The sequence below is a fragment of the Paenibacillus sp. P13VS genome (assembly GCF_015143645.1).
Lineage (GTDB): Bacteria > Bacillota > Bacilli > Paenibacillales > Paenibacillaceae > Paenibacillus > Paenibacillus xylanilyticus_A.
The window spans coordinates 1,084,223-1,104,688 of record NZ_WYEV01000003.1; the positions used below are offsets into that span (position 1 = coordinate 1,084,223).

At 45.4% G+C, this 20,466-nt stretch carries 15 protein-coding genes and 1 pseudogene; 2 read left to right on the forward strand and 14 right to left on the reverse strand.

Annotation, left to right across the window (positions count from 1 at the left end):
• The first annotated feature begins 19 nt into the window (after positions 1-19).
• Complete coding sequence (locus GUA98_RS09655; protein WP_153979081.1) at positions 20-1,180, forward strand: S8 family peptidase; 1,161 nt, start codon at positions 20-22, stop codon at positions 1,178-1,180.
• A 134-nt stretch (positions 1,181-1,314) separates the two neighbouring features.
• On the opposite strand, the gene GUA98_RS09660 is transcribed toward GUA98_RS09655, so the two are convergent.
• From GUA98_RS09660 to GUA98_RS09695, 8 genes are all read right to left on the reverse strand, one after another.
• The gene (locus tag GUA98_RS09660) at positions 1,315-2,757 is read right to left on the reverse strand and encodes a 6-phospho-beta-glucosidase (RefSeq protein ID WP_193722829.1); all 1,443 of its coding nucleotides are present in this window, start codon (positions 2,755-2,757) and stop codon (positions 1,315-1,317) included.
• Positions 2,758-2,788: 31 nt separating this feature from the next.
• Positions 2,789-4,711, reverse strand: a complete 1,923-nt coding sequence (locus tag GUA98_RS09665; protein WP_193722830.1) for a beta-glucoside-specific PTS transporter subunit IIABC — start codon at positions 4,709-4,711, stop codon at positions 2,789-2,791.
• Positions 4,712-5,066: 355 nt separating this feature from the next.
• The gene (gene licT, locus GUA98_RS09670) at positions 5,067-5,906 is read right to left on the reverse strand and encodes a BglG family transcription antiterminator LicT (RefSeq protein WP_110823418.1); all 840 of its coding nucleotides are present in this window, start codon (positions 5,904-5,906) and stop codon (positions 5,067-5,069) included.
• 384 nt (positions 5,907-6,290) lie between these two features.
• Positions 6,291-6,596, reverse strand: coding sequence for a hypothetical protein (locus tag GUA98_RS09675; RefSeq protein WP_153979084.1), 306 nt, complete (start codon positions 6,594-6,596; stop codon positions 6,291-6,293).
• A gap of 204 nt (positions 6,597-6,800) precedes the next feature.
• A complete protein-coding gene (locus tag GUA98_RS09680; protein ID WP_193722831.1) occupies positions 6,801-7,382 on the reverse strand; it encodes a shikimate kinase in 582 nt (193 codons plus the stop codon).
• A 107-nt stretch (positions 7,383-7,489) separates the two neighbouring features.
• Positions 7,490-8,578 carry an acyltransferase gene (locus tag GUA98_RS09685; protein ID WP_193722832.1) on the reverse strand — a complete coding sequence of 363 codons (1,089 nt, stop codon included), beginning with the start codon at positions 8,576-8,578 and terminating at the stop codon, positions 7,490-7,492.
• A gap of 139 nt (positions 8,579-8,717) precedes the next feature.
• A complete protein-coding gene (locus GUA98_RS09690) occupies positions 8,718-9,251 on the reverse strand; it encodes a GNAT family N-acetyltransferase (protein ID WP_193722833.1) in 534 nt (177 codons plus the stop codon).
• Positions 9,252-9,362: 111 nt separating this feature from the next.
• Positions 9,363-12,059: a glycoside hydrolase family 78 protein gene (locus GUA98_RS09695; protein WP_193722834.1), complete on the reverse strand. Its 2,697-nt coding sequence runs from the start codon at positions 12,057-12,059 to the stop codon at positions 9,363-9,365.
• A 136-nt stretch (positions 12,060-12,195) separates the two neighbouring features.
• On the opposite strand from GUA98_RS09695, the gene GUA98_RS09700 reads away from it, so the two are divergent.
• Entirely contained in the window at positions 12,196-13,065 is an 870-nt protein-coding gene (locus tag GUA98_RS09700) for an AraC family transcriptional regulator (protein WP_193722835.1), read from the forward strand.
• Positions 13,066-13,094: 29 nt separating this feature from the next.
• Here the strand turns inward: GUA98_RS09700 and GUA98_RS09705 are convergent, their stop codons facing one another.
• The 6 genes and pseudogenes from GUA98_RS09705 to GUA98_RS09730 form a co-directional block, all read right to left on the reverse strand.
• Positions 13,095-13,661 (reverse strand): 5' nucleotidase, NT5C type, encoded by a 567-nt coding sequence (locus tag GUA98_RS09705; protein ID WP_193722836.1) that lies wholly within the window; start codon positions 13,659-13,661, stop codon positions 13,095-13,097.
• Between the two features lie 133 nt (positions 13,662-13,794).
• A complete protein-coding gene (locus GUA98_RS09710) occupies positions 13,795-15,258 on the reverse strand; it encodes a glycoside hydrolase family 1 protein (protein WP_193722837.1) in 1,464 nt (487 codons plus the stop codon).
• A 30-nt stretch (positions 15,259-15,288) separates the two neighbouring features.
• Positions 15,289-17,208: a beta-glucoside-specific PTS transporter subunit IIABC gene (locus GUA98_RS09715; RefSeq protein WP_193722838.1), complete on the reverse strand. Its 1,920-nt coding sequence runs from the start codon at positions 17,206-17,208 to the stop codon at positions 15,289-15,291.
• A gap of 126 nt (positions 17,209-17,334) precedes the next feature.
• Positions 17,335-18,177 (reverse strand): BglG family transcription antiterminator LicT, encoded by an 843-nt coding sequence (gene licT, locus GUA98_RS09720; RefSeq protein ID WP_095357321.1) that lies wholly within the window; start codon positions 18,175-18,177, stop codon positions 17,335-17,337.
• Between the two features lie 401 nt (positions 18,178-18,578).
• Entirely contained in the window at positions 18,579-19,682 is a 1,104-nt protein-coding gene (locus GUA98_RS09725; RefSeq protein ID WP_153979093.1) for a metallophosphoesterase, read from the reverse strand.
• Positions 19,683-19,989: 307 nt separating this feature from the next.
• Positions 19,990-20,466, reverse strand: a pseudogene (locus GUA98_RS09730) (NADP-dependent phosphogluconate dehydrogenase); the annotation flags it as partial.

A 20,466-nucleotide genomic window follows, 5' to 3' on the forward strand; every position in this document is an offset into this window, starting at 1 on the left:
TCACAAGGGGGAAAAAGCGATGTGGCTATGGCTGGGTATCTCTGCTGCATTTCTGCTCATGCTGGGACTTGTATATCGTTACGTAGAAGACATCCTAGAAACGCGAAAATTTCATCCCCATGCTCCCAAGCAGCTTATGGTCAAGTTTAAAGACGGCACCACAGCAGATCAAATGCACACTCTGCATAAAAAAGGAAGATGCAAAGTTGCCGAAACTTATGAGGATCTCGGCTGGTATCGGGTCGAATCAAACAGAATCATGCATCGCATGCTAAAGTATTATAAGGATCATGAACTCATTGAACATGTAGAACCCAATTACCTCGCTCAGGCATCCTATACCCCGAATGACCCCTACTTCCCTTATCAGAATAACCTGCAAAAAATTAACGCGCCTGCGGCTTGGGATATTAGCCAAAGCAACAGCTCCATCAAAATAGCCATTATTGATACCGGAGTGCAGCTAAACCACCCCGAGCTTGCAAGCAAGCTCCTTCCTGGTTATGACTATGTTAGCTATGACACCATCCCTGAGGACGGAAACGGACATGGAACACATGTGGCCGGTATTGCGGCTTCGGTCACGAATAATGGAGCTGGCATCGCTGGCGTTGCTCCGCTTGCATCCATCGTACCTATTCGTGTGCTGGATGATAGCGGAATGGGAACCATGGGCAATGTCGGCAACGGGCTGGTCTATGCTGCCAATAACGGTATACAAGTGGTGAATTTGAGTCTGGGCGGACCTGTCGGCGATGCCTTCTTGCAGGCTGCGGTACAGTATGCTTGGGACCGCGGGGCAGTCATTATTGCTGCTGCCGGCAATGACAATACTTCGTATCCAATCGTGCCCGCTTCCTACCCCAATGTGATTGCTGTCGCTTCCACCAATCCTTCCGATCTGAAATCCAATTTTTCCAACTATGGTGCATGGGTTGATATGGCTGCTCCGGGTGACAGCATACTGTCGACTTATCTCGGCAGCTCGTACGCATATATGAGCGGAACATCAATGGCTGCACCACAAGTAGCAGGTGTAGCTGCCTTGCTTGCTGCCCAAGGCAAAACCAATGCCCAGATCCGTGATGCGTTGTGCTTTGCCTCCGATCCTGTATCCGGGTCCGGTGTCTATTGGCAGTATGGCAGGCTAAATGCACAACGGAGTCTGCAAGTCCCATAATTGGTTTTTCTCCTCGATGAACCTATAAAAGTGAATTTCCCTAAGTTCTGTTCAATTGAACAAAACAGGAGCAGAACCGTGTATAACACAGGACTGCTCCTCCCTTTTTCTGAATTTCACTTACTGGACAGCACTTAGAAGTATTGTGCACCTCGAGTAGCAATGACGTCTTTGTACCAGTGGAAGCTTTTCTTTTTCACCCTTCTCAGCGAACCCGTTCCGTCGTTGTTTCGGTCTACATAGATGTAACCATAACGTTTCTTCATTTCTCCTGTACCTGCACTGACCAAATCAATCGGGCCCCAGCTCGTATATCCAATGATCTCGACTCCGTCCTGAATGGCCTCTGCCATCTCGGCAAAATGACGGTCCAGATAGTCAATGCGATAATCATCCTCCACCGTATCATTATCCAGCAATACATCTGTAGCACCAAGACCATTTTCCACAATGAATAATGGCTTGCCGTAGCGATCGTGCAGCTGATTGCAGGTAATTCGCAGACCTTTCGGATCAATGGTCCATCCCCATTCCGATGCATCAAGATAAGGATTTTTCACTGAACCAAATACATTGCCCTCGGTTGAATCCTTCAAAATCTCCGGATCGGTGCTTGTGCAGCGGCTGGCATAATAGCTGAAGCCAATATAGTCCACCGTATTTTGCTTAAGAAGCTCGGCATCTTCTGGCTGCATCTCAATATGAATTCCGTTTTCTCTGAAGAAACGCTTTGTGTAGCCCGGGTATGCCCCCTTGGACTGAACATCAATGAAGAAAAATGACTCGCGATCCTGCTCCATCGCCTTCCATACGTCCTCCGGATTGGATGTGTAGGGATACACCATACCTGCCGCCAGCATACATCCGATCTGTGCGCCGGGAATCATCTCGTGACACGCCTTGACGGCAAGTGCACTGGCTACCAGTTCATGATGGGCCGCCTGATACAAGATCTGCTGCTTGTCCTCTCCCTCTTGCAGGACGATACCTGCACCAATATAAGGTAGATGCAGAAGCATATTGATTTCGTTAAACGTCATCCAGTATTTCACTTTATCCTGATATCGATGGAATAACGTCTTCGCATAGGTCTCAAAAAATCCAATCATCTTGCGGTTCTTCCAGCCGCCATATGTTTGCACGAGGTGTACAGGTACATCAAAATGACAAATGGTAACGACCGGTTCGATGTTATATTTCAACAATTCATCGAAGACATCATCATAGAATTGCAGGCCTGCCTCATTGGGCTCGGCGTCATCCCCGTTCGGGAATATCCGAGACCAGGCGATCGAAAGTCTTAAACATTTGAACCCCATTTCAGCAAATAAAGCAATGTCTTCCTTGTACCGATGATAGAAATCAATGGCTTCATGAGAAGGGTAGAACTCGCCTTCCTTGGGTTCGAACGAGTCCAGGTTCCCCATCGCAATGGGGAACCGCCTAGACCCGGTAGGGATTAGATCGACCGTAGTCAATCCTTTCCCTCCTTCCAGATAGGCACCTTCCAGCTGATTCGCTGCTGTAGCTCCTCCCCAGAGAAAATTCTCCGGGAAGGAAGTTGGCTTTTCAAACATAGTACACTCCTCCTCTTCATCGTAACTGGAATTAACCAAGCACCGTCAGCAATTTGTCTTTTTCGTTCACCGATGCATTCTCTGTGCCCACAACATCCAGGTAATTTGAAGTATTCGTAATAATAATGGGAGTAACCGTCTCATAACCGGCATCCTTGATGGCCTGCAGATCAAACTCCATAATCAAATCTCCAACGTTGACCCGGTCACCATCTTTTACATGAGCGTTGAAATGTTGACCTTTCAGTTGGACCGTATCTTGTCCAATGTGGATCAACATCTCTACACCATCATCCGTCACAAGTCCAATCGCATGCTTTGTGCGGTAAACCGTTTGTACAACACCTGTGATTGGAGATACCACTCGGCCACTTGTTGGTCGAATCGCAATACCTTTACCCATATGCTCACCAGCAAACGTAATGTCGTTAATTTCCTTCAATTGAATAACTTCGCCAGCCATTGGGCTGAAGATTTCGTATTTGCTGTTCGGGTTGGGATCGAGTGCAGGTACTGGTGCAGCTGCCGGAGCTGGTACAGGTGCAGCAGCTTCCTTGAAACCAACTACATACGTAAGAACAAAACCAAGTATGAACGCAACGGCTGTTGCAACAAGTGCCATGTAGAATGTTGAATCAACACCTGTGGCCGGGTTAATGAAGGTCGGATAACCGAATACGCCAAGTCCGCCAAACATGTACATTTTCGAGCCGAAGAATCCCAGTATGGCGCCGCCAATACCACCTGCAATACAGCTCATGATAAACGGTTTTTTCAGTGGAAGGGTCACACCATAGATTGCCGGCTCGGTAACACCGAAGATGCCAGAGATGAAGGCCGGAATACTCAAAGATTTCAGTTTGGCATTTTTAGTTCTCAACATTACGGCAAGTACCGCACCAATCTGAGCAAAGGATGCAGCGAACGACATGGCAACCACCGGATCCGCTCCGGACGTACTGAGGTTCAGAAGCATGACTGGAACCAGACCCCAGTGAAGACCGAACAGTACAAACACCTGCCACAGACCGCCAATGATAAGTCCTGTAAGAAGTGGGCTCAGATCATATATCCCGGTTGCTCCTGCACCGATCAACTGTCCAGCCCAAGTGGATACTGGACCAATCACAAGGAACGTTGCCGGAACGATAACAAGCAGCGTGAAGAATGGAACAAGGAATGTGCTAACCACTTTAGGAATAACATTTTTGAAGAATCTTTCGATTTTCACGGCAAAGAATGTAGCAATGATAATTGGAATAACCGAAGATGAATAGTTCATCAGGATCACAGGAATACCTAGAAATGTAATATGGATCGGTGATTCAAACAACGTACCTGCGAACAATGTGTACAATGGATCTCCTGCAGTCAAACCGGACAGCGTAGGATAAACCAGTGTAGCACCGATGGCCATACCCAGAAACGGTGAGCCGCCAAATTTCTTGATAGCTGTATAACCAAGGAATACCGGGAAGAAGTAGAACAGACAGTCACCCGTTGCATTCAGCAAATGGTACGTTCCGGATGTGTCCGTCAACCAGCCGAAGGATAGAAACATGGCTGTAAACCCTTTGATCATCCCTGTTGCAGCAAGCAAGCCGAGAAGTGGAGTGAAAACTCCCGAGATCATATCGATAAATCGGCTGAACAATCCTACTTTTTTCCCCGATTCTTCCTTCGTCTCTTCAACCTGACCTTCTGTCGGCAAGTTGCCCACCTTCACAATCGCTTTATATACATCCGGCACTTCATTGCCGATGACTACCTGATATTGTCCACCACTCTGCATAACCGTAATAACGCCGGGCAGATTTTTAATCTCTTCTGTTTTAGTGACGCTTTCATTTTTCAGTTTAAAACGTAATCTGGTTACACAGTGGAAAACGCTGTTCACGTTACCAGAACCACCTACACGGGATAGGATGTCTTTGGCCAGTTGATCGTAATTCATAGTTATTCTCCCTCTCTAAGTAGACTCCCCATGCTTGTGAAACAAAGAAAACCTGAACTACTGAACATACACAACGTGCCGGATGATCCGGAAACAAGTCGTGTTATTCAGCAATTCAGGTTTTGCCCTTAATTGGTTGCAACCCTGTAAGGCTGTACACAGCGATATTCAGTTGTTACTTCAACAACTTCATCTTAAAGTAAGTTGCAACCAGTCTACTGACCTGGAGTGATCGGCATTGCCTGATTGAACAGTTACAATCCGATTTTGTATGCGCTTACTTTATGGATTCATAATAATATAACTTCTGGACTTTTGCAAGCGCTTTTTTAGTGGAATATTTTGGATAATCAAACTACTCTGAAGTGGCGTGCACCACGCGTTCAATATGAATTGACAGGTACATCATTTCCTCGTTAGTAAGTTGATACGTGTAGTTATTTTCAATAAATTTTTTGATTTTTTCCGAGCACTTGTGCGCTTCAGGGTACTTCTTCTGGATCAATTCAAACAATTCATCATCATTGTTATTTTTATAGTGCTTCCCTTTGACCAGACGTTGGGCGAAAAATTTCAGATGTGTCACAAATCGGTAATAGTTCAGCGAGTTCTCGTCAAAATCCATTTTGAAATGGTACTTGATGATCGTCAGCACCTCTTGCATCACCTGTGTCATGCTTCGAATATTTGGCATTTCTTCGTTAAGTGCTGCATTTACAAAATGTAATGCCATAAATCCGGCTTCATCTTCCGGTAACAGGACACCAAATTGATCACAAATCATGTTGAGTGCCTCAAGTCCCACTTCGTACTCATCCTTGTACAACTGTTTCGTTTCCCACAGTAGTCCATTTCGTATAGGCAGGTTCTTGCGATATCGCTCAATGGCGAAATGGATATGATCTGTAAGATGGAGATAGATGCTGTCATTCAATTTTTTGCCCAATTTCAGTTTGGCATACGCGATGATCTCTTCGGAAACTTTCATGTATTCCAGCGGTATGCTGGCGATTAATGTTTTGAAGTTTTCCTGGATATCTTCGTTCTGCAAAGTAAAGATCTTGTCAATTTGCTCCTCGGAGACCTGATCACCTGCCCGCTTCTGAAAAGCTATACCTCGGCCAATGACGATGACTTCGCGCCCATCCTGAATGGCAACTACAGCATTATTATTCAGCACCTTCTCGATTTTCACTTTATCCACCCCAATATACAGAAAAAGACAAGCCATACCTTCAACGAGGTCATAGGTCCTGCCCTTTTCAACTTCAATATCTACGATATGTGCGTTCATGGTATTACAATTTTCTACAATGTGCAACAATAAATTTAATCTGGTTCCATCTGTTTTATTTTATTCAGTCTCTCCCTTATGTTCTTGAAGCATTTGCATTAATTCCTCTCGAATGAATAATATACGCCCAACATATGAAGAGCAATACTCATCCATTTTCCGCTCTTAGATCGCCAGTATTCCATACCATTCATGGTTAATGAGAGAAAGTTGAATGAATTACCGACCCGAGGAGAAACGATCACTTTTTTGCATTAAATTGCAGGACGAAGCAAACTTGCAATCCTAGTTTTTCTTATTTCTATTTTCCTTCTCCAGCTCAGCTACAATCCTCTTGTTGATCACACGAATCTCATCAGAAGTAAGTTGATCCTGTTGACTCAACTCTTTCTCGAATTCGTATTCTTCTGCTTCCTTGTTGTTCATGAGCCCCAGATGCTTCTTGATCGTACGGATATCTTCACGAATATATAACGTATTTCGATAATTATCCACCACAAGTCCGAGAATAACACCAATGACGATGACAGTGCCGTACGGAACCAAAAGACTTACAATGGCTCCTGCAATCATCAAGATGAGTACAAACAATATGATTCAACTCCTTAGACTTTGCAAATATTAGTACAATCGCTTCTCATACAATTCTTGCAAAAAACGGACGACATCGTCCTCCGTAACACCTAATTTGCTAGCATGCGCAGCGATAATACGTGCTGTTTAGGATGATTTTTCCTTGGCAAGCCAGTTCTCAGGTTCCCATGTGTGCGAGTTTAAAGGCTTGCGGATCGCTGATTATAGTTCAAATCTTTTCTTGATGGCTTCTGCCACCTCTTCAGGACTTTTATGGGTGTTATTAATTCGTATATAGTGCTCATGTGTAAATTCTCCCGGGACTGAATTCAGTTGGTGCTTGTTCATGCTATCTAGCAAATCCTGTTCAGACCATTCTACGTTTCGCTTCGTTGCCTTATGCAGCAGCCGGTGAGGACTCCGGTTACGTTTCAATCGCTCCGGCAGATCTGCCTCCAATTCGACATAACACACCTGTCCGCCATGAGCAGTGAACAGTTCACTGATTTTACGGATATATTCTGCATCCTCTTGGGAATCAAACGCCCACACATATGTAAAGATCAAGCCGGGAAGATTACTCTTCGCCACTTCTTCAAAAATTTCCTGACGAAACAGGCTCACCAGTCGTTTCCCTTGAGGTGTACCATAACTGAAATAGGGAGATACCAATTCAATGGTCATGTGATTATGAAACAACTTCAGATCCGTGATCTTCTCCAGTTCCTGGCCGACGGTCATCTTCCCGACCGCTTGTGGACTCCTCCTTTGGATATAAATTACTTGAATTTTCTGGGCATTCATCCATAATACCTCTTTAAAAGCAAATAAAAAAGAGATTCGAGTTCCCCTTTTTTTCATCAGGAGCATTAGAATCTCTTAATTCATATTCATAAATATAATATTCAAATTTAGCGCCCAATCAACGCCCAGCCCCATTTCATTCGCCGTAATCCAATCGCTACTACCCAAGAGAGCAGCAGGGCAACGACGTATGACAATAGTATGCCAAGACTAAAATGCCGGGCCAGTTCCACCGAGAACTCCCGTCTCCAGAATAACAATACTAATGGGTGCATCAAGAATACGCCGAAGGCGACTGTACCCAGTGAGTCGAAGAGACGATGAATCCGATGTGCTCGATCCCGCTTTCTTGCCGCTATTCGTTCACATCCCATCAGCAATAACAAACATGCAGAAAGTGTAAACAAATTCCGGAACAAAAACAGCAAGGTATACTGCATGATTGGGATTGCAGTTAAGGATGTTTTTATGTAGACACTGCCATATATAAATATAAAAGCTCCGCTTAAAAAGGCCAAAATTAAAACATAGCGGTATGAACGCAGTTTCTCCAGAGAAACGTTATAGTTCAGGCCAATCCACGCGCCAAACCCAATAACGATCAGGTAACTCGGCAGTAGACTTCCCATTCGTTCGAAGTGAAACTGAAGATGCATCACATAAAAGACAGCCTGAGCTGCAATGAAGAACAACGGCAGATAACGCTTAAATAAACGAAACCGGGTTAGTGATAATAGTAACGGAAATACTACATAAAACTGAAGAATAATAAGAAAAAAGTATAAGTGCGTATGGGCCGTTCCTGTGAGCAATTGTTTAAGAAAAATCGTAAAATGAGACATTGGATCATGACGTGCCAGCAGCTGTTTGACCCCAAAATAAATGAATGACCACATCACATAAGGCACAAACACATAGAGCAGACGCTTTTTATAAAATCCGAACATCCAACCCGTTTCCTTCACCCTGGCACTATAATTGTAGAATAAAACAAGCGAGGACAAAAACAGAAACGCAGGCACCGCAAATTGCAGTATACTGTTCCAGAAAAAATAAAAATCATAGCCCTCTGAATGAGTGGGATAATGTGTAACTGCTGTGGATGTTGCATGGATCGCAACCACCGCCATGATGGCCATAGCCCGAAACAGATCCAGATATTCAATTCGCCGGGGCCGATTAACCGGTTGATTCATGATAAAACCTCACTTATGACTGATATGGGATGATAGTTTCCGGCCGCAATCCAGATTCTACACTTCATTGTAATCAGCCTTAGAGGGTTATACAATCGATATCCATATTATTTTCGTCAATTCACACCCGTATTCAACATTATTCGACATTATTAATCCAGAATCGCTCCACTACGTTACCATCTGGCTCAACATAATGTTGATCCTGCACTCCCCCATTACGAAGAATAACTTTTTTGGAAGCGATATTGTGGGCGTCACACACAACCAGCACTTTGGTAATTCCAAGCTCCCGTGCCTTAACGAGGCTCAGCTCAAGGATCTGTGAACCATAATGGTTCTGACGCTCATCTGGACGAATTCCATAGCCGATATGTCCACCACTGTTCAACAATTTTTCTGTAAGCTCATGCCTGATATTTACGGCCCCAACCATCTTTCCGGTCTCTGTTACAAGCCAGTATGTACTATCCTTGACCCACCCTTCCGGAATGTCGATTCCTTGTTCATTCCGATGAAGAGAGGCTACCATTCCTTCAAAATCACTTGGATCTTTTGCAATAACCCAAGGTACCATCAATTCTCCACTTTGGAGCCAATCCTGATAAAATGCCATGTATGCTTCTTGATAAACAATTGATGGTTTAACGAGTCTGACTTGTTCTTTTGTCATACGAAGTACACTCTCCTTTCCCTAATACTACAACTACATTATATAAAAATGAAGAAGGACCTGCGTTAATGCAGATCCTTTTTTCAATGTGCTTATATTCCTCTATCTATATTACTTTATGATTACGGGCACCGATTCCTCCACACACTTGTATGTGAAATGGTAACTTCCCGATCCCAAATCAATCTTCACGTGAGATTCTTTCGTTTGAACACCCTGAAGATGCGGCACCTTGTGCAAAGGAAGACCATCCTCCATAACTGTCTGCAGGCTTGCACCCGGCAAAACAACGGTACCCGTTACATTTGCGGGAATGGTTACGTGCACTTCCATCTCATTCTGTTCCCGGCGATGCCAGCTTGAACCCACACGTCCATACATCGTATCAAGACTTGCTTCCACCCAATCCAGACCCGGACCAGGCTGCGGCTCAATATGCACAACACGGAAGCCCGGAGATTTCTCATCGGAACGGATGCCTGCAACATAGCGGTATAGCCACTCTCCAATGGCACCGTACGCATAATGGTTGAATGAATTCATATCTGCACTCCATAGGCTTCCATCTTCTTTTATCCCGTCCCAATGTTCCCAGACAGTCGTCGCCCCTTTCGTCACCTGATACAGCCAGGACGGGTAGTCTTCCTGAAAGAGCAGCGTATAAGCCAGATCATGATGACCCGTTTCGCTAAGTACCGGATTCAGGTATGGGGTACCCACAAAACCGGTTGTCAGATGATTCCCTGCATCTGCAATCAGTTTCCCCAGTTGGTCTATAGCCCGCTGTCTTGCCTTAGCATCCAGTAATTCAAAATGCAGGGCAAGAACATGGGCTGTTTGTGTAGGAACCGCCAATTTCCCCGCTGGCGTAACAAATTCCTCACGGAATGCCGTTACAATATGTTCATGCAATTTTGCATAGTATGCTTCATCCTCGCCCTGCCCAAGAACTGCGGCCGTCTTTCTCACGAGTGAGACCGAATAGGCATAGAACGCCGTTGCCACAAAATCCTTGTCCGTCGCACCAATGTAGCTGTCCGGCTTGGAATCAAGTCCGAGCCAATCCCCAAAGTGAAATCCCGTGTTCCATAAGTATGGATTGTTACCTTGCTGATAAATATAACGAACCCAACGTTTCATGCTGTCATATTGCTCGGCAAGCAGTCTGATGTCCCCATACATCTCGTAAATGGTCCAGGGACAGATAACCGCTGCATCGCCCCAAGCAGCCGAGGAATGACTGGTGTCTCCCCAGCCCTCTGAAGTTGAACTTCTTAGATCCGGAACGAAAAAGGGAATACCGCCGTCCTCGCCCTGATCTGCCTGAAGATCCCGCAGCCATTTCGTGAAGAAGGGGCCCGTGTTCATTAGATATGAAGCTGTCCGAATAAACATCTGGGCGTCGCCGGTCCAACCAAGACGTTCATCCCGCTGTGGACAGTCTGTCGGTACGTCAAGAAAATTCCCCTTTTGTCCCCAGAGTATGTTGTGATGAAGCTGGTTTACAAGCGGGCTGGAGCATTGGAAATCACTTGTTCGCTCCATATCGGAGTGCAGCACGACTCCCCTAAAGTCATCTAGATTTATGGATTCCGCGAAGCCGATGAGCTTAACATAACGGAATCCCTGAAATGTGAAATGGGGTTCATATGACTCAACCCCCTCACCTTTTAAGATATATTGAACAGACTGCGCTGCTCCGCGCAGATTCTCGGTATAAAAGTTACCCTCATGATCCAAAATCTCAGCGTGTCTTAACTCAACGGTATGCCCTTGTTTACCTTCGATGTTGAATTTCACCCATCCCACCATATTTTGCCCCATGTCCAGCACGCGATCTCCCTGTGGGGTTGTGATTAAGGCGATAGGCTCAAGCTCCTGCACCTTGGTAACAGGTACATTCTCCTGAGCAACGATAATCTCCTTGGTATATTCCAGTACATCCACAGGTGACCAACGGGTGGAAGCGTTATCTGTCCAATCTGTCTCCAAGCGTGCATCATATGTCTCCCCCATGTAGATATCCGACATACGGATGGCACTGCTCGCCGTCTTCCAGTCTCCATTAGACAGAATGCTTTCTACCGTTCCATCCACGTAGTGAATATGGAGTTCCAGCAGTAAAGCTGCTTGATCTCCGAATATCCTCTTTTCTTTATTCCATCCCAAATGACCTTTATACCAACCGTCACCAAGGTATGCACCCAGAATATTCCCACCTGCTTGCAGAAGATCAGTGATATCATACACCTGGTATTGCAACCGCTTACCATAACTGGTCCATCCAGGCGTGAAATAATCCTGACCCACTCTCTTGTTATTCAGGTGCAATTCATAGAGTCCAAGAGCTGTTACATAAATTCTTGCACGTGTTACCTCTTGTTTCAGTTCAAACGTCGTACGTAGGCGAGGACATGCCGTATCATGTTCATCTTCGGGTCTGGACGTAATCCAATCAGCCTGCCAAGCATTCTTGCTGTCCATCATTCCCATTTCGAAGAATGCTGCTGCTGACCAGGCAGATTGCTCTTCATCAGCGTCCCAGACACGTATACGATAATAATACCGGGTTCGTGCCTGAGGCTCCCAACCAGCCAGTTCCACATGGATGGACTGATCGGAGATGACTTTTCCGGAATCCCACACGGTCTGTTCATGGCCATCCGTTAGAGATAATTGAATTTGATAGGCAGATTGAACGCAGTTTCGCTGGTCCGACTGCAATTGCCAGCTTAATCTGGGTGATTCGACATCCAGACCAATCGGATTTACTTTATACTCGCAACGAAGATGATTGATGGTCAACATAGGATAAACATTCCTTTCCATCGTGGTTTCCAACACAGGCTTACGCTATAATTATACTAATCCCAATCAAGGAAATACCCGGTAATGAGGACTGTTTAACCCGGTAATTCGGCCATAACCTTAAGGAGGTGAAGACATGAACTCATCTGTGCACCTGTTAAAAAGTGAACTCTTCTTCAACTCCGAACTGCAGCTATTTGTGAATAGATGTACCGAAGACTTCAACCTGCCTTTCCATGCCCATGATTTCTTGGAATACAGTTATGTTGCGGAAGGCGCGGGTTTCCATCACATTGATCAGGACATTGTCCCGGTTCAAAAAGGCATGCTGTTTGTCATCCCGGTCGGCGTTCCCCATGTATTTCGTCCATCATCCTCCAATGTCTCTGAGCATCCGCTTATCATATATAACTGTTTGTTCCATACAGAGCTGATACATAAACTGTCCCTCACCATTCAGGAAGAGGACATTCGAAGTCACCTGATCGATTTGGCCAACAATGAGGTCTCTTATATATCCATTGGTGATCGGAATCGTCAGATTGAAGAATTGATGGTGAAGCTCTACCATGAAACCTCCATTGCGGGAATCGGTTCTTCCAGTATGTTGTTCACACTCGTTTGCCAGCTTATCGTAATGACCTACAGACAGCTGCATCAGAAAAAGCACGGTGAACAAGGGCCCTCTTCCGATTTTGAATACATCCTTCAATATCTGGATCAGCATCTCGGCATGCGCATTCGCATGAGTGATCTATCTCAACAATCAGGTTGGAGCGAAAAGCAAATTGGCCGCATGTTCCTGACATATACGGGACAGACGTTCAGCTCTTACCTCCAGCACCTGCGCATACAAAAAAGCCGTGAACTCCTGAAGAGCTCACAGCATAAAGTTAGCCTCATCGCCGAGCTTGTTGGCTACCGGGATGTAGACACATTCTACAACGTTTTCAAACGAATTACCGGGGAAACGCCGCTGACATATCGCAAAAAATCCAGAACCTGACGTCCTGGACCTTCCTTTTGCTACTTTGACTAGCCACTTGCAGTCTCAAACAAGTCATCTATGTACGCCTTAGCACCTTTCCAACTGGACATCAAGGGAAACGGATACTGTTCCCGCTCACTCCCATTCCACGGATGAGGGATACAAATGACTTTCTTTCCCGCGTTCCAAGCCGGAATCAAATTATGTGCTCCGTCATCAATTAACAAGTCAAAGTTAATCAAATTTTTTCGTTTGCATGTGATAAACTGCTCCGCCGTGATAAAGGGCATATGGCGCTGAAGCCAGTTCCACTTTTCCACCACGGTCTTCGGATCTGCTGCCGTCACAATAATAACGTCATAAGCTTCATTTAGCTTCTTCATTTCATCTACAACGTACTCGTCGTACAGCTCCAATTCCTCAAATAGTCCGGGCCGACCATAAAAAACTTCATGAGTGCTCTCCGGATGACGCAAGTGAGACGTATCCCAATGAGTCATATCCTCATAACGCAGCGGATGGGTCGGGAAATTGATGTTGTTGTGATAAATGGCTCGCCGGACCAGATGACAGATTGTATCATCCATGTCTACCGCAATGATTGGTTTTTTCATTTTATCCCTCCCCAGTACGAACACAGTATATCACCCCGGGTGTCATGAAGCTATTCTTTTTACCAGCTCCCTTTGGACAAAAAAAGGCGCCCCTGCGCCGCTCATCTGCTGCGCCTGGGGCTGCCATTTTGAATTAAGCCAAATCTTCACCGTTGGAAGCAATGACTTTTTGATACCAGCCAAAGCTTTTTTTCTTATAACGGTTCAATGTACCTTGTCCGTTATCGTCCTGATCGACGTAGATTACGCCATAACGCTTGGACATCTCGGAGGTGGAGGCACTGATGATGTCAATCGCTCCCCAGTTGGTGTAACCCATGAGGTCCACACCATCCATAACGGCTTCCTTCATTTGCGTAATATGTTTTCTTAGGTAATCAATCCGGTAATCATCGTTAATGGAACCGTCAGCCTCAACTGTATCCTTGGCACCTAGTCCGTTCTCCACGACGAATAGCGGTAATTGATAACGATCATACAGCTCTTTGAGCACTACGCGAAGACCGATCGGGTCAAGCTGCCAGCCCCATTCTGTACGTTCCAGATTCGGGTTTTTAATGGTGCTGTACAGATTGCCTCCAGTTACCCCATACTCCTCCGGATTTACAGCAGACACCAAGGATGTGTAGTAGCTGAACGAGATGAAATCGACCGTGTGCTTTTTCAACAGTTCTTCATCGCCTGGTTCCATGACAATGGAGATTCCATGCTCAGCCCAGTAACGTGCCATGAAGGTTGGGTAACTTCCGCGAACCTGCACATCGGTATGCAGCAGATTCAGTTGGTTATCAATCTGTGCCTGCAGCACATCTTCCGGTTTCGAAGTAGCCGGATAGTGAATCATGCGAGCAAGCATGCAGCCAATCCGGAACTCCGGATTAATCTGACGGGCTTTTTCCGTAACCAGACTGCTGGCCACGAATTGATGATGAAGCGCCTGATACGAAGCCTGCATCACGTTGTCCACACGGTCTTCGATAATGCCTCCACCTGTGAACGGCTCAATGATGGTGGTGTTGATTTCGTTAAACGTCAGCCAATATTTAACCTTGTCTTTATAACGGGTCATTACCGTTTCGGCATATCTCAGAAAATGACCAATGACTTCCCGGCCAGCCCAGCCGTTATACTTCAGTACCAGTGCCATTGGCATTTCATAATGAGAAAGTGTTACGAGTGGCTCAATGTTGTGCTTGCGCAGTTCATCGAATACTTCGTCATAGAACCGCAGTCCTTCTTCATTAGGTTCTGCATCATAACCATTTGGGAAAATACGAGGCCAGTTGATCGATAGACGAAATGTTTTGAAGCCAAGCTCCGCGAATAGCGCGATATCCTCTTTGAATCGATGATAAAAATCAATGCCATAGCGTTTCGGATAACCCTCCGCACTATGGTGGGACATTGCTTTCTCAACGGTTGCAGTCGTCACATGCATGAGCTCTCTTAGATTGGTGTAGTCTTTTTTCTCAAAATAAGGAACCATGTCCGCTGTGGACCAGCCTTTGCCACCTGCATCGAATCCACCTTCAGCCTGATTGGCGGCAATGGCGCCGCCCCACAGAAAACCTTCGGGAAATCCTTGACGATTAATCATGCGTCTCTCTCCTCTTCTCGTTGATTAAGATTAAATTTGGGCTTTCAATACCTCTTGTCCTATCGTGATTTCACCCAAGTTCACTGGCTGAATGTCTTTATAATCCGCCGTGTTAGTAACCACCATTGCTGTTGTAATGTCATATTCTTTCGCAATTTGATCGAGTTCGAAGGAAAGCAGCTTGTCTCCGGCCTGTATGCGAGTTCCGGCTTCAACATGGGATTCAAAATATTGTCCGCGCAATTTGACTGTATTGATTCCCACGTGGATCAGGAGTTCCATGCCGTCATCACTGCGGACAACGATCGCATGTTTTGTTTTGAACACATTCATAACCGTTCCTGTTACAGGAGATATGAGCTCGCCCACGCTTGGAACAAACGCAACACCTTTACCCATTAATTCATCGCCAAACGTTGGATCATTGACTTCTTTCAGCGGAATTGCTTTTCCTGTCATCGGAGCTACAGCTGTCGCATCACTAGTTGGCGTTGGTGCACCCATATCATCCACATTCACCGGTGCTGCCTCATTGGAAGGCGCTGCTGCTGGCGCAGAAGAAGCACCAGGGGAAAATTGAGCGAGCGCTTCTGCGTCTCCTTCTTCTTCCTTAATTCCGAATACTGTGGACATAATCGCACCTACCACGAAAGCAAGAATCATACCAATCAGGGAATACCAGAACGTTTGTCCAATCAGGGAAGGCAGTCCAGGAAGTCCGCCATTACCCGCAAGTACATAAGCTTTGGCTCCGAAGGCCAGTGCGAATCCGCCACCTACAGCACTACCGATCATGGCGGCAGCAAATGGCTTTTTGTATTTCATGTTTACCCCGTACATTGCCGGTTCAGTTACACCCATGAGGGCTGTAAAGCTGGTCGATAATGCAACGGTTTTGAGCTTTTTGTCTTTTGCCCGGAAAAATACACCGAGCGTTGCTCCGGCTTGACCCATATTTGAGATATACGTCAGAGGCAAGAATTTATCAAAGCCAAGTGTAGCAATGTTGCTCAGGATAATCGGAACAAGTGCATAGTGCATACCTGTCATAATTATCAGCGCCATTGCACCGCCAAGCACGATACCTGCAATCAATCCGCCTTCATTCAGCAGCCAGTTAATCCCGCCAGACAATCCATTACCTACAAATGTACCCAATGGACCGATCGCGATCAGCGTAACCGGAACCATAACAAGCAAAGTAATCAACGGAACAAGCAGCAGCTTCAAAGCGGCGGGAATTACGCGATCAACCCATTTCTCCACATAGGACATGAGCCATACAGCCAGCAAGATTGGTATAACCGATGATGCATAGCTTACTGCCGTTACCGGAATGCCGATAAAAGCAACGGATTCACCGCTGGAGAGCAGTGTGCTCATATCCGGATACATTAACGCCGTACCTAATGCAATCGCAACAAACGGATTACTGCCGAACTTGCGGGCCGCACTGACTGCAATCAGCAGTGGCAGGTAATGGAAGACGCCATCCCCGATGGCTGAGAGAATGCGATAGGTGTCCGTACCCGCCGACATCCAGCCGAGAGATACAAACAGGGCAAGCAAACCTTTGAGCATACCTGCAGCGGTGATTGCTGGCAGCATGGGTGCAAATACACCTGCAATCGTTTCAAATATTTTAAGAATTACATTTTTCTTGTTGTCCGATTTGGTCTCTTTCTTTTCCGAGCTCTGCTGCAGTGCCGGATGTTCTTTGACCATCGCATCAAACACTTTAGGTACATCATTACCAATAATGACCTGGAACTGGTCACCGGAGATGTTGGTCCCCATGACCTTGTCCAGCTTCTTGAGTGTACCGTTATCGACTTTATCATTGTCTTTCAATTCAAAGCGAAGACGTGTAATACAGTGGTACACCGAATTGATGTTGTTTGTTCCCCCAACGGCTTTGATAATTTCCTGTGCCGTTTCCTGATGATTCATGATGTTTTCCTCCTCCTATTTGCAATAAAAAATACCCGAACGAATACGACACGTCATGTGCGTGTCATTTCATTCGGGTATTGCCTGATTGAACAGTAACAAGCCCATGGGATATTTAATTTAAATCTAATTCTCTCGCTTGGTTTTCATTAACCGCTCCAGATGGAGCGTGAGATATAACTGTTCCGAGTGTGTCATGTCGTATTGATAGTTCTTATGGATAAACGTTTCGATCTTGCCGATACACTTGAAGGTTTCCGGATAGTTTTTCCGAACCACCTCGTATAAATACTCCTCTGCATCATCATGCGTTGAATGCGTGATGACTCTCTGGCAGAAGTACTTCAAATGTGTAATGAAACGGAAATAGTTAACGCTATCTTCATCCAGTTCGACATTGAAGTGATATTTGATAATGTTCATGATTTCCTGAAGCAGCTGCATGAGATGAGTCACATCATTCATGGAATCATTGACTTCCGCATTAATGAAATGCAGTGCAATATTGCAAACCTCATCCTTGGGAAAATCAATATCCAGTCTTTCCTTTAATAGCGTGAGCGCTTCTCGGGCAACATCGTACTCCGCCTTATAAAAGTGCTGCACTTCCCAGGAAAGCGGATTCCTTGTAATCATGCCCTTTTCCATACGCTGGACAGCAAAATGAATGTGATCCGACAACGAGACATAGATCCCGTCACTGATCGTTTTATTCAGTTGAGTACGAGCCAGCGTTACGATATCATCCGTTGCCTGCAGAATTTCAATCGGCACTTCAGTGACGATGGACTTGAATTTCTCATAGATCGATGCATCCTGAAGACGGAACACTTTCTCTATCCGTTCCTCATCAATCTCATCACCGACTTTGAACTTAAACCCGATACCCCGGCCGAGGATCAGCAGTTCCTGATTTTTGTCATCCACGGTACTGACAATATTGTTATTAAATATCTGTTTAATAATCATTTTGGACCACCCGTTTTTTTTGAGGATTAAAAAAGGGCAAAACCAAAATAGAAATAATAAATCATTTCCATAGTGGTTTTGCCCGCATTACCGGTAACAAGCCTCGGGTATAATTTATCACAACCTGAAAACGGTGTCAACCAAAAATGCTACCACTGTCTTATTTACATCGGTTTATTACATAGAAAAATCCTTTTTATTAGGGCTTTAATCTTAGCAATGTACTTTCTAACAGGTATTTCACATGTTTACCCCTATAAAGTATTGCCATCGAACAGTGGTGTGAAACCATATTAATGTATACTGGTTATTCTAATTCATTCGGGTTAAATGGTTTTGGTTGGCTTAAAGCAAAAACACTTCCATATAAAAAGACCCTTCATTTGAAGGGCCTTTTACTATTATTGTTGGAAGGTCACATGAATCTGAACAATTTCAGAGCGACTGCTCGTGCGAATTGGCGGTCCCCAGAAGCCATAACCTGAGGTCACAATGGAATGCATTGAACCTTTTTGCAAGTACCCCCAATCGTTCTCGTAGATCGCCTGTGTGATAAATTGAGCTGGTGCAATCTGACCACGGTGGGTGTGACCGGACACTACCAGATCCACCTGATTCTGCTCCGCAATATCCAGATCATATGGCTGATGATCCATCATCAGCACAGGCTTGCTGAGGTCGGTATCCTGCATGAACGTTGCTACTTCGGCACGATCATCTTCCGTTCCGTCTTTCCGTCCAATCAAGGTGATTTTGTCGTCCAATATGATCTTATCATCATAAAGAACCTGCATTTTGCTCTTCTCCAGCGCAGCAATCAGATCTTCAATCGGGCCGTCGAACTTGTCATGATTACCTAATGAAGCGTAGACTCCGTAATGAGCCTGAATACCACTGATAATATCTGCGATGCCACTGCTCAGGTACATGTCCAGATTGTCATCGATAATATCACCAGGATAGAGAACCAGATCAGGCTTCAAAGCGTTAATTTCCTCCACCATGCGCTTGGCATGTGCCGGGCCTGATAGAAGACCAAAATGCATGTCTGCAGCCATAACAATGTTGAGACTGTCGATCCCTTCCACCTTTTTATCAATCTGAATGCTGTACTCTCTCACGACCGGACTGTACGCATTGTAGATCCCGTATGCCATCGTAGAGAGAAGTAACACCAAAGTAACTACACCCGCCCACTTCTGCGTGTGATGTCTGGGAATCCGCGTTAATCGGAGCAACCACAATGTTAAATGAATCACTGGCAAGATCAGCAGCAGCAGCGAAAAAATCGCAAGCCAGTAAGAACCAATCACACTTAAGAAGGATATACTTCCAAACAGCCGGGCCAGAATGAATGAAACTGCAAGAAATACAAGGGCCACAATATAGAACCATCGAAATCTGGCTGACACGACGGGCTTCATCCAGCTCCAGCCGCTCCAGCCTATGTAGAACACCAATAAACCGTATACCACCAAAAACAAAATGCCTGCCAATACAAACATGCTCCGGTTAACCTCCACGTCAGTAAGTTGATTGCTGAATTTACAGCTAACAAACGATAGCTAGTAGTCTGTCTGAACCAGTATAACGCAGTATGCAGGGTCGAGGCATCACCTTCACCAGCATAGATACGTACATTTTATTACAATTTGGGGATACTTAAATTCCAACCACTTGCACTCAATAATATGGAGTAGTATGGTACTTAGTTAAAATAAAAAAACATGCCTGCATTCGCCTAGAATATAACACTTCTAAGCGATGCAAGCATGCTTGCTTGTTCTAATCAGTACATTGAATCAGCAGATCTTACTCGTTTGTATCCATCCATTGGAAGTGGAATGAACCTTCTTTGTCCACACGTTTGAAGGTGTGAGCACCGAAGTAATCACGCTGCGCTTGCAGCAGGTTTGCAGGCAAACGTTCTGTACGGTAGCTGTCGTAGTAGGACAGTGCGCTGGAGAAACCAGGTACCGGAATACCTTGTTTTACAGCAGCTGCTACCACTTCACGCCACGCATCCTGATAGGATTCAACGATGTTTTGGAAATATGGGTCCAGAAGCAGGTTTTTGAGTTCTGCATCCTTGTCATATGCTTCTTTGATGTTTTGCAGGAACTGTGAACGGATAATGCAGCCGCCGCGGAAGATCATGGCGATGTTACCGTATTTCAGATCCCAGCCATACTCGTCGGAAGCCGCACGCATTTGGGCAAAGCCTTGTGCATAGGATACGATTTTACTTGCGAACAATGCTTTGCGTACACTCTCGATGAACGCTTTTTT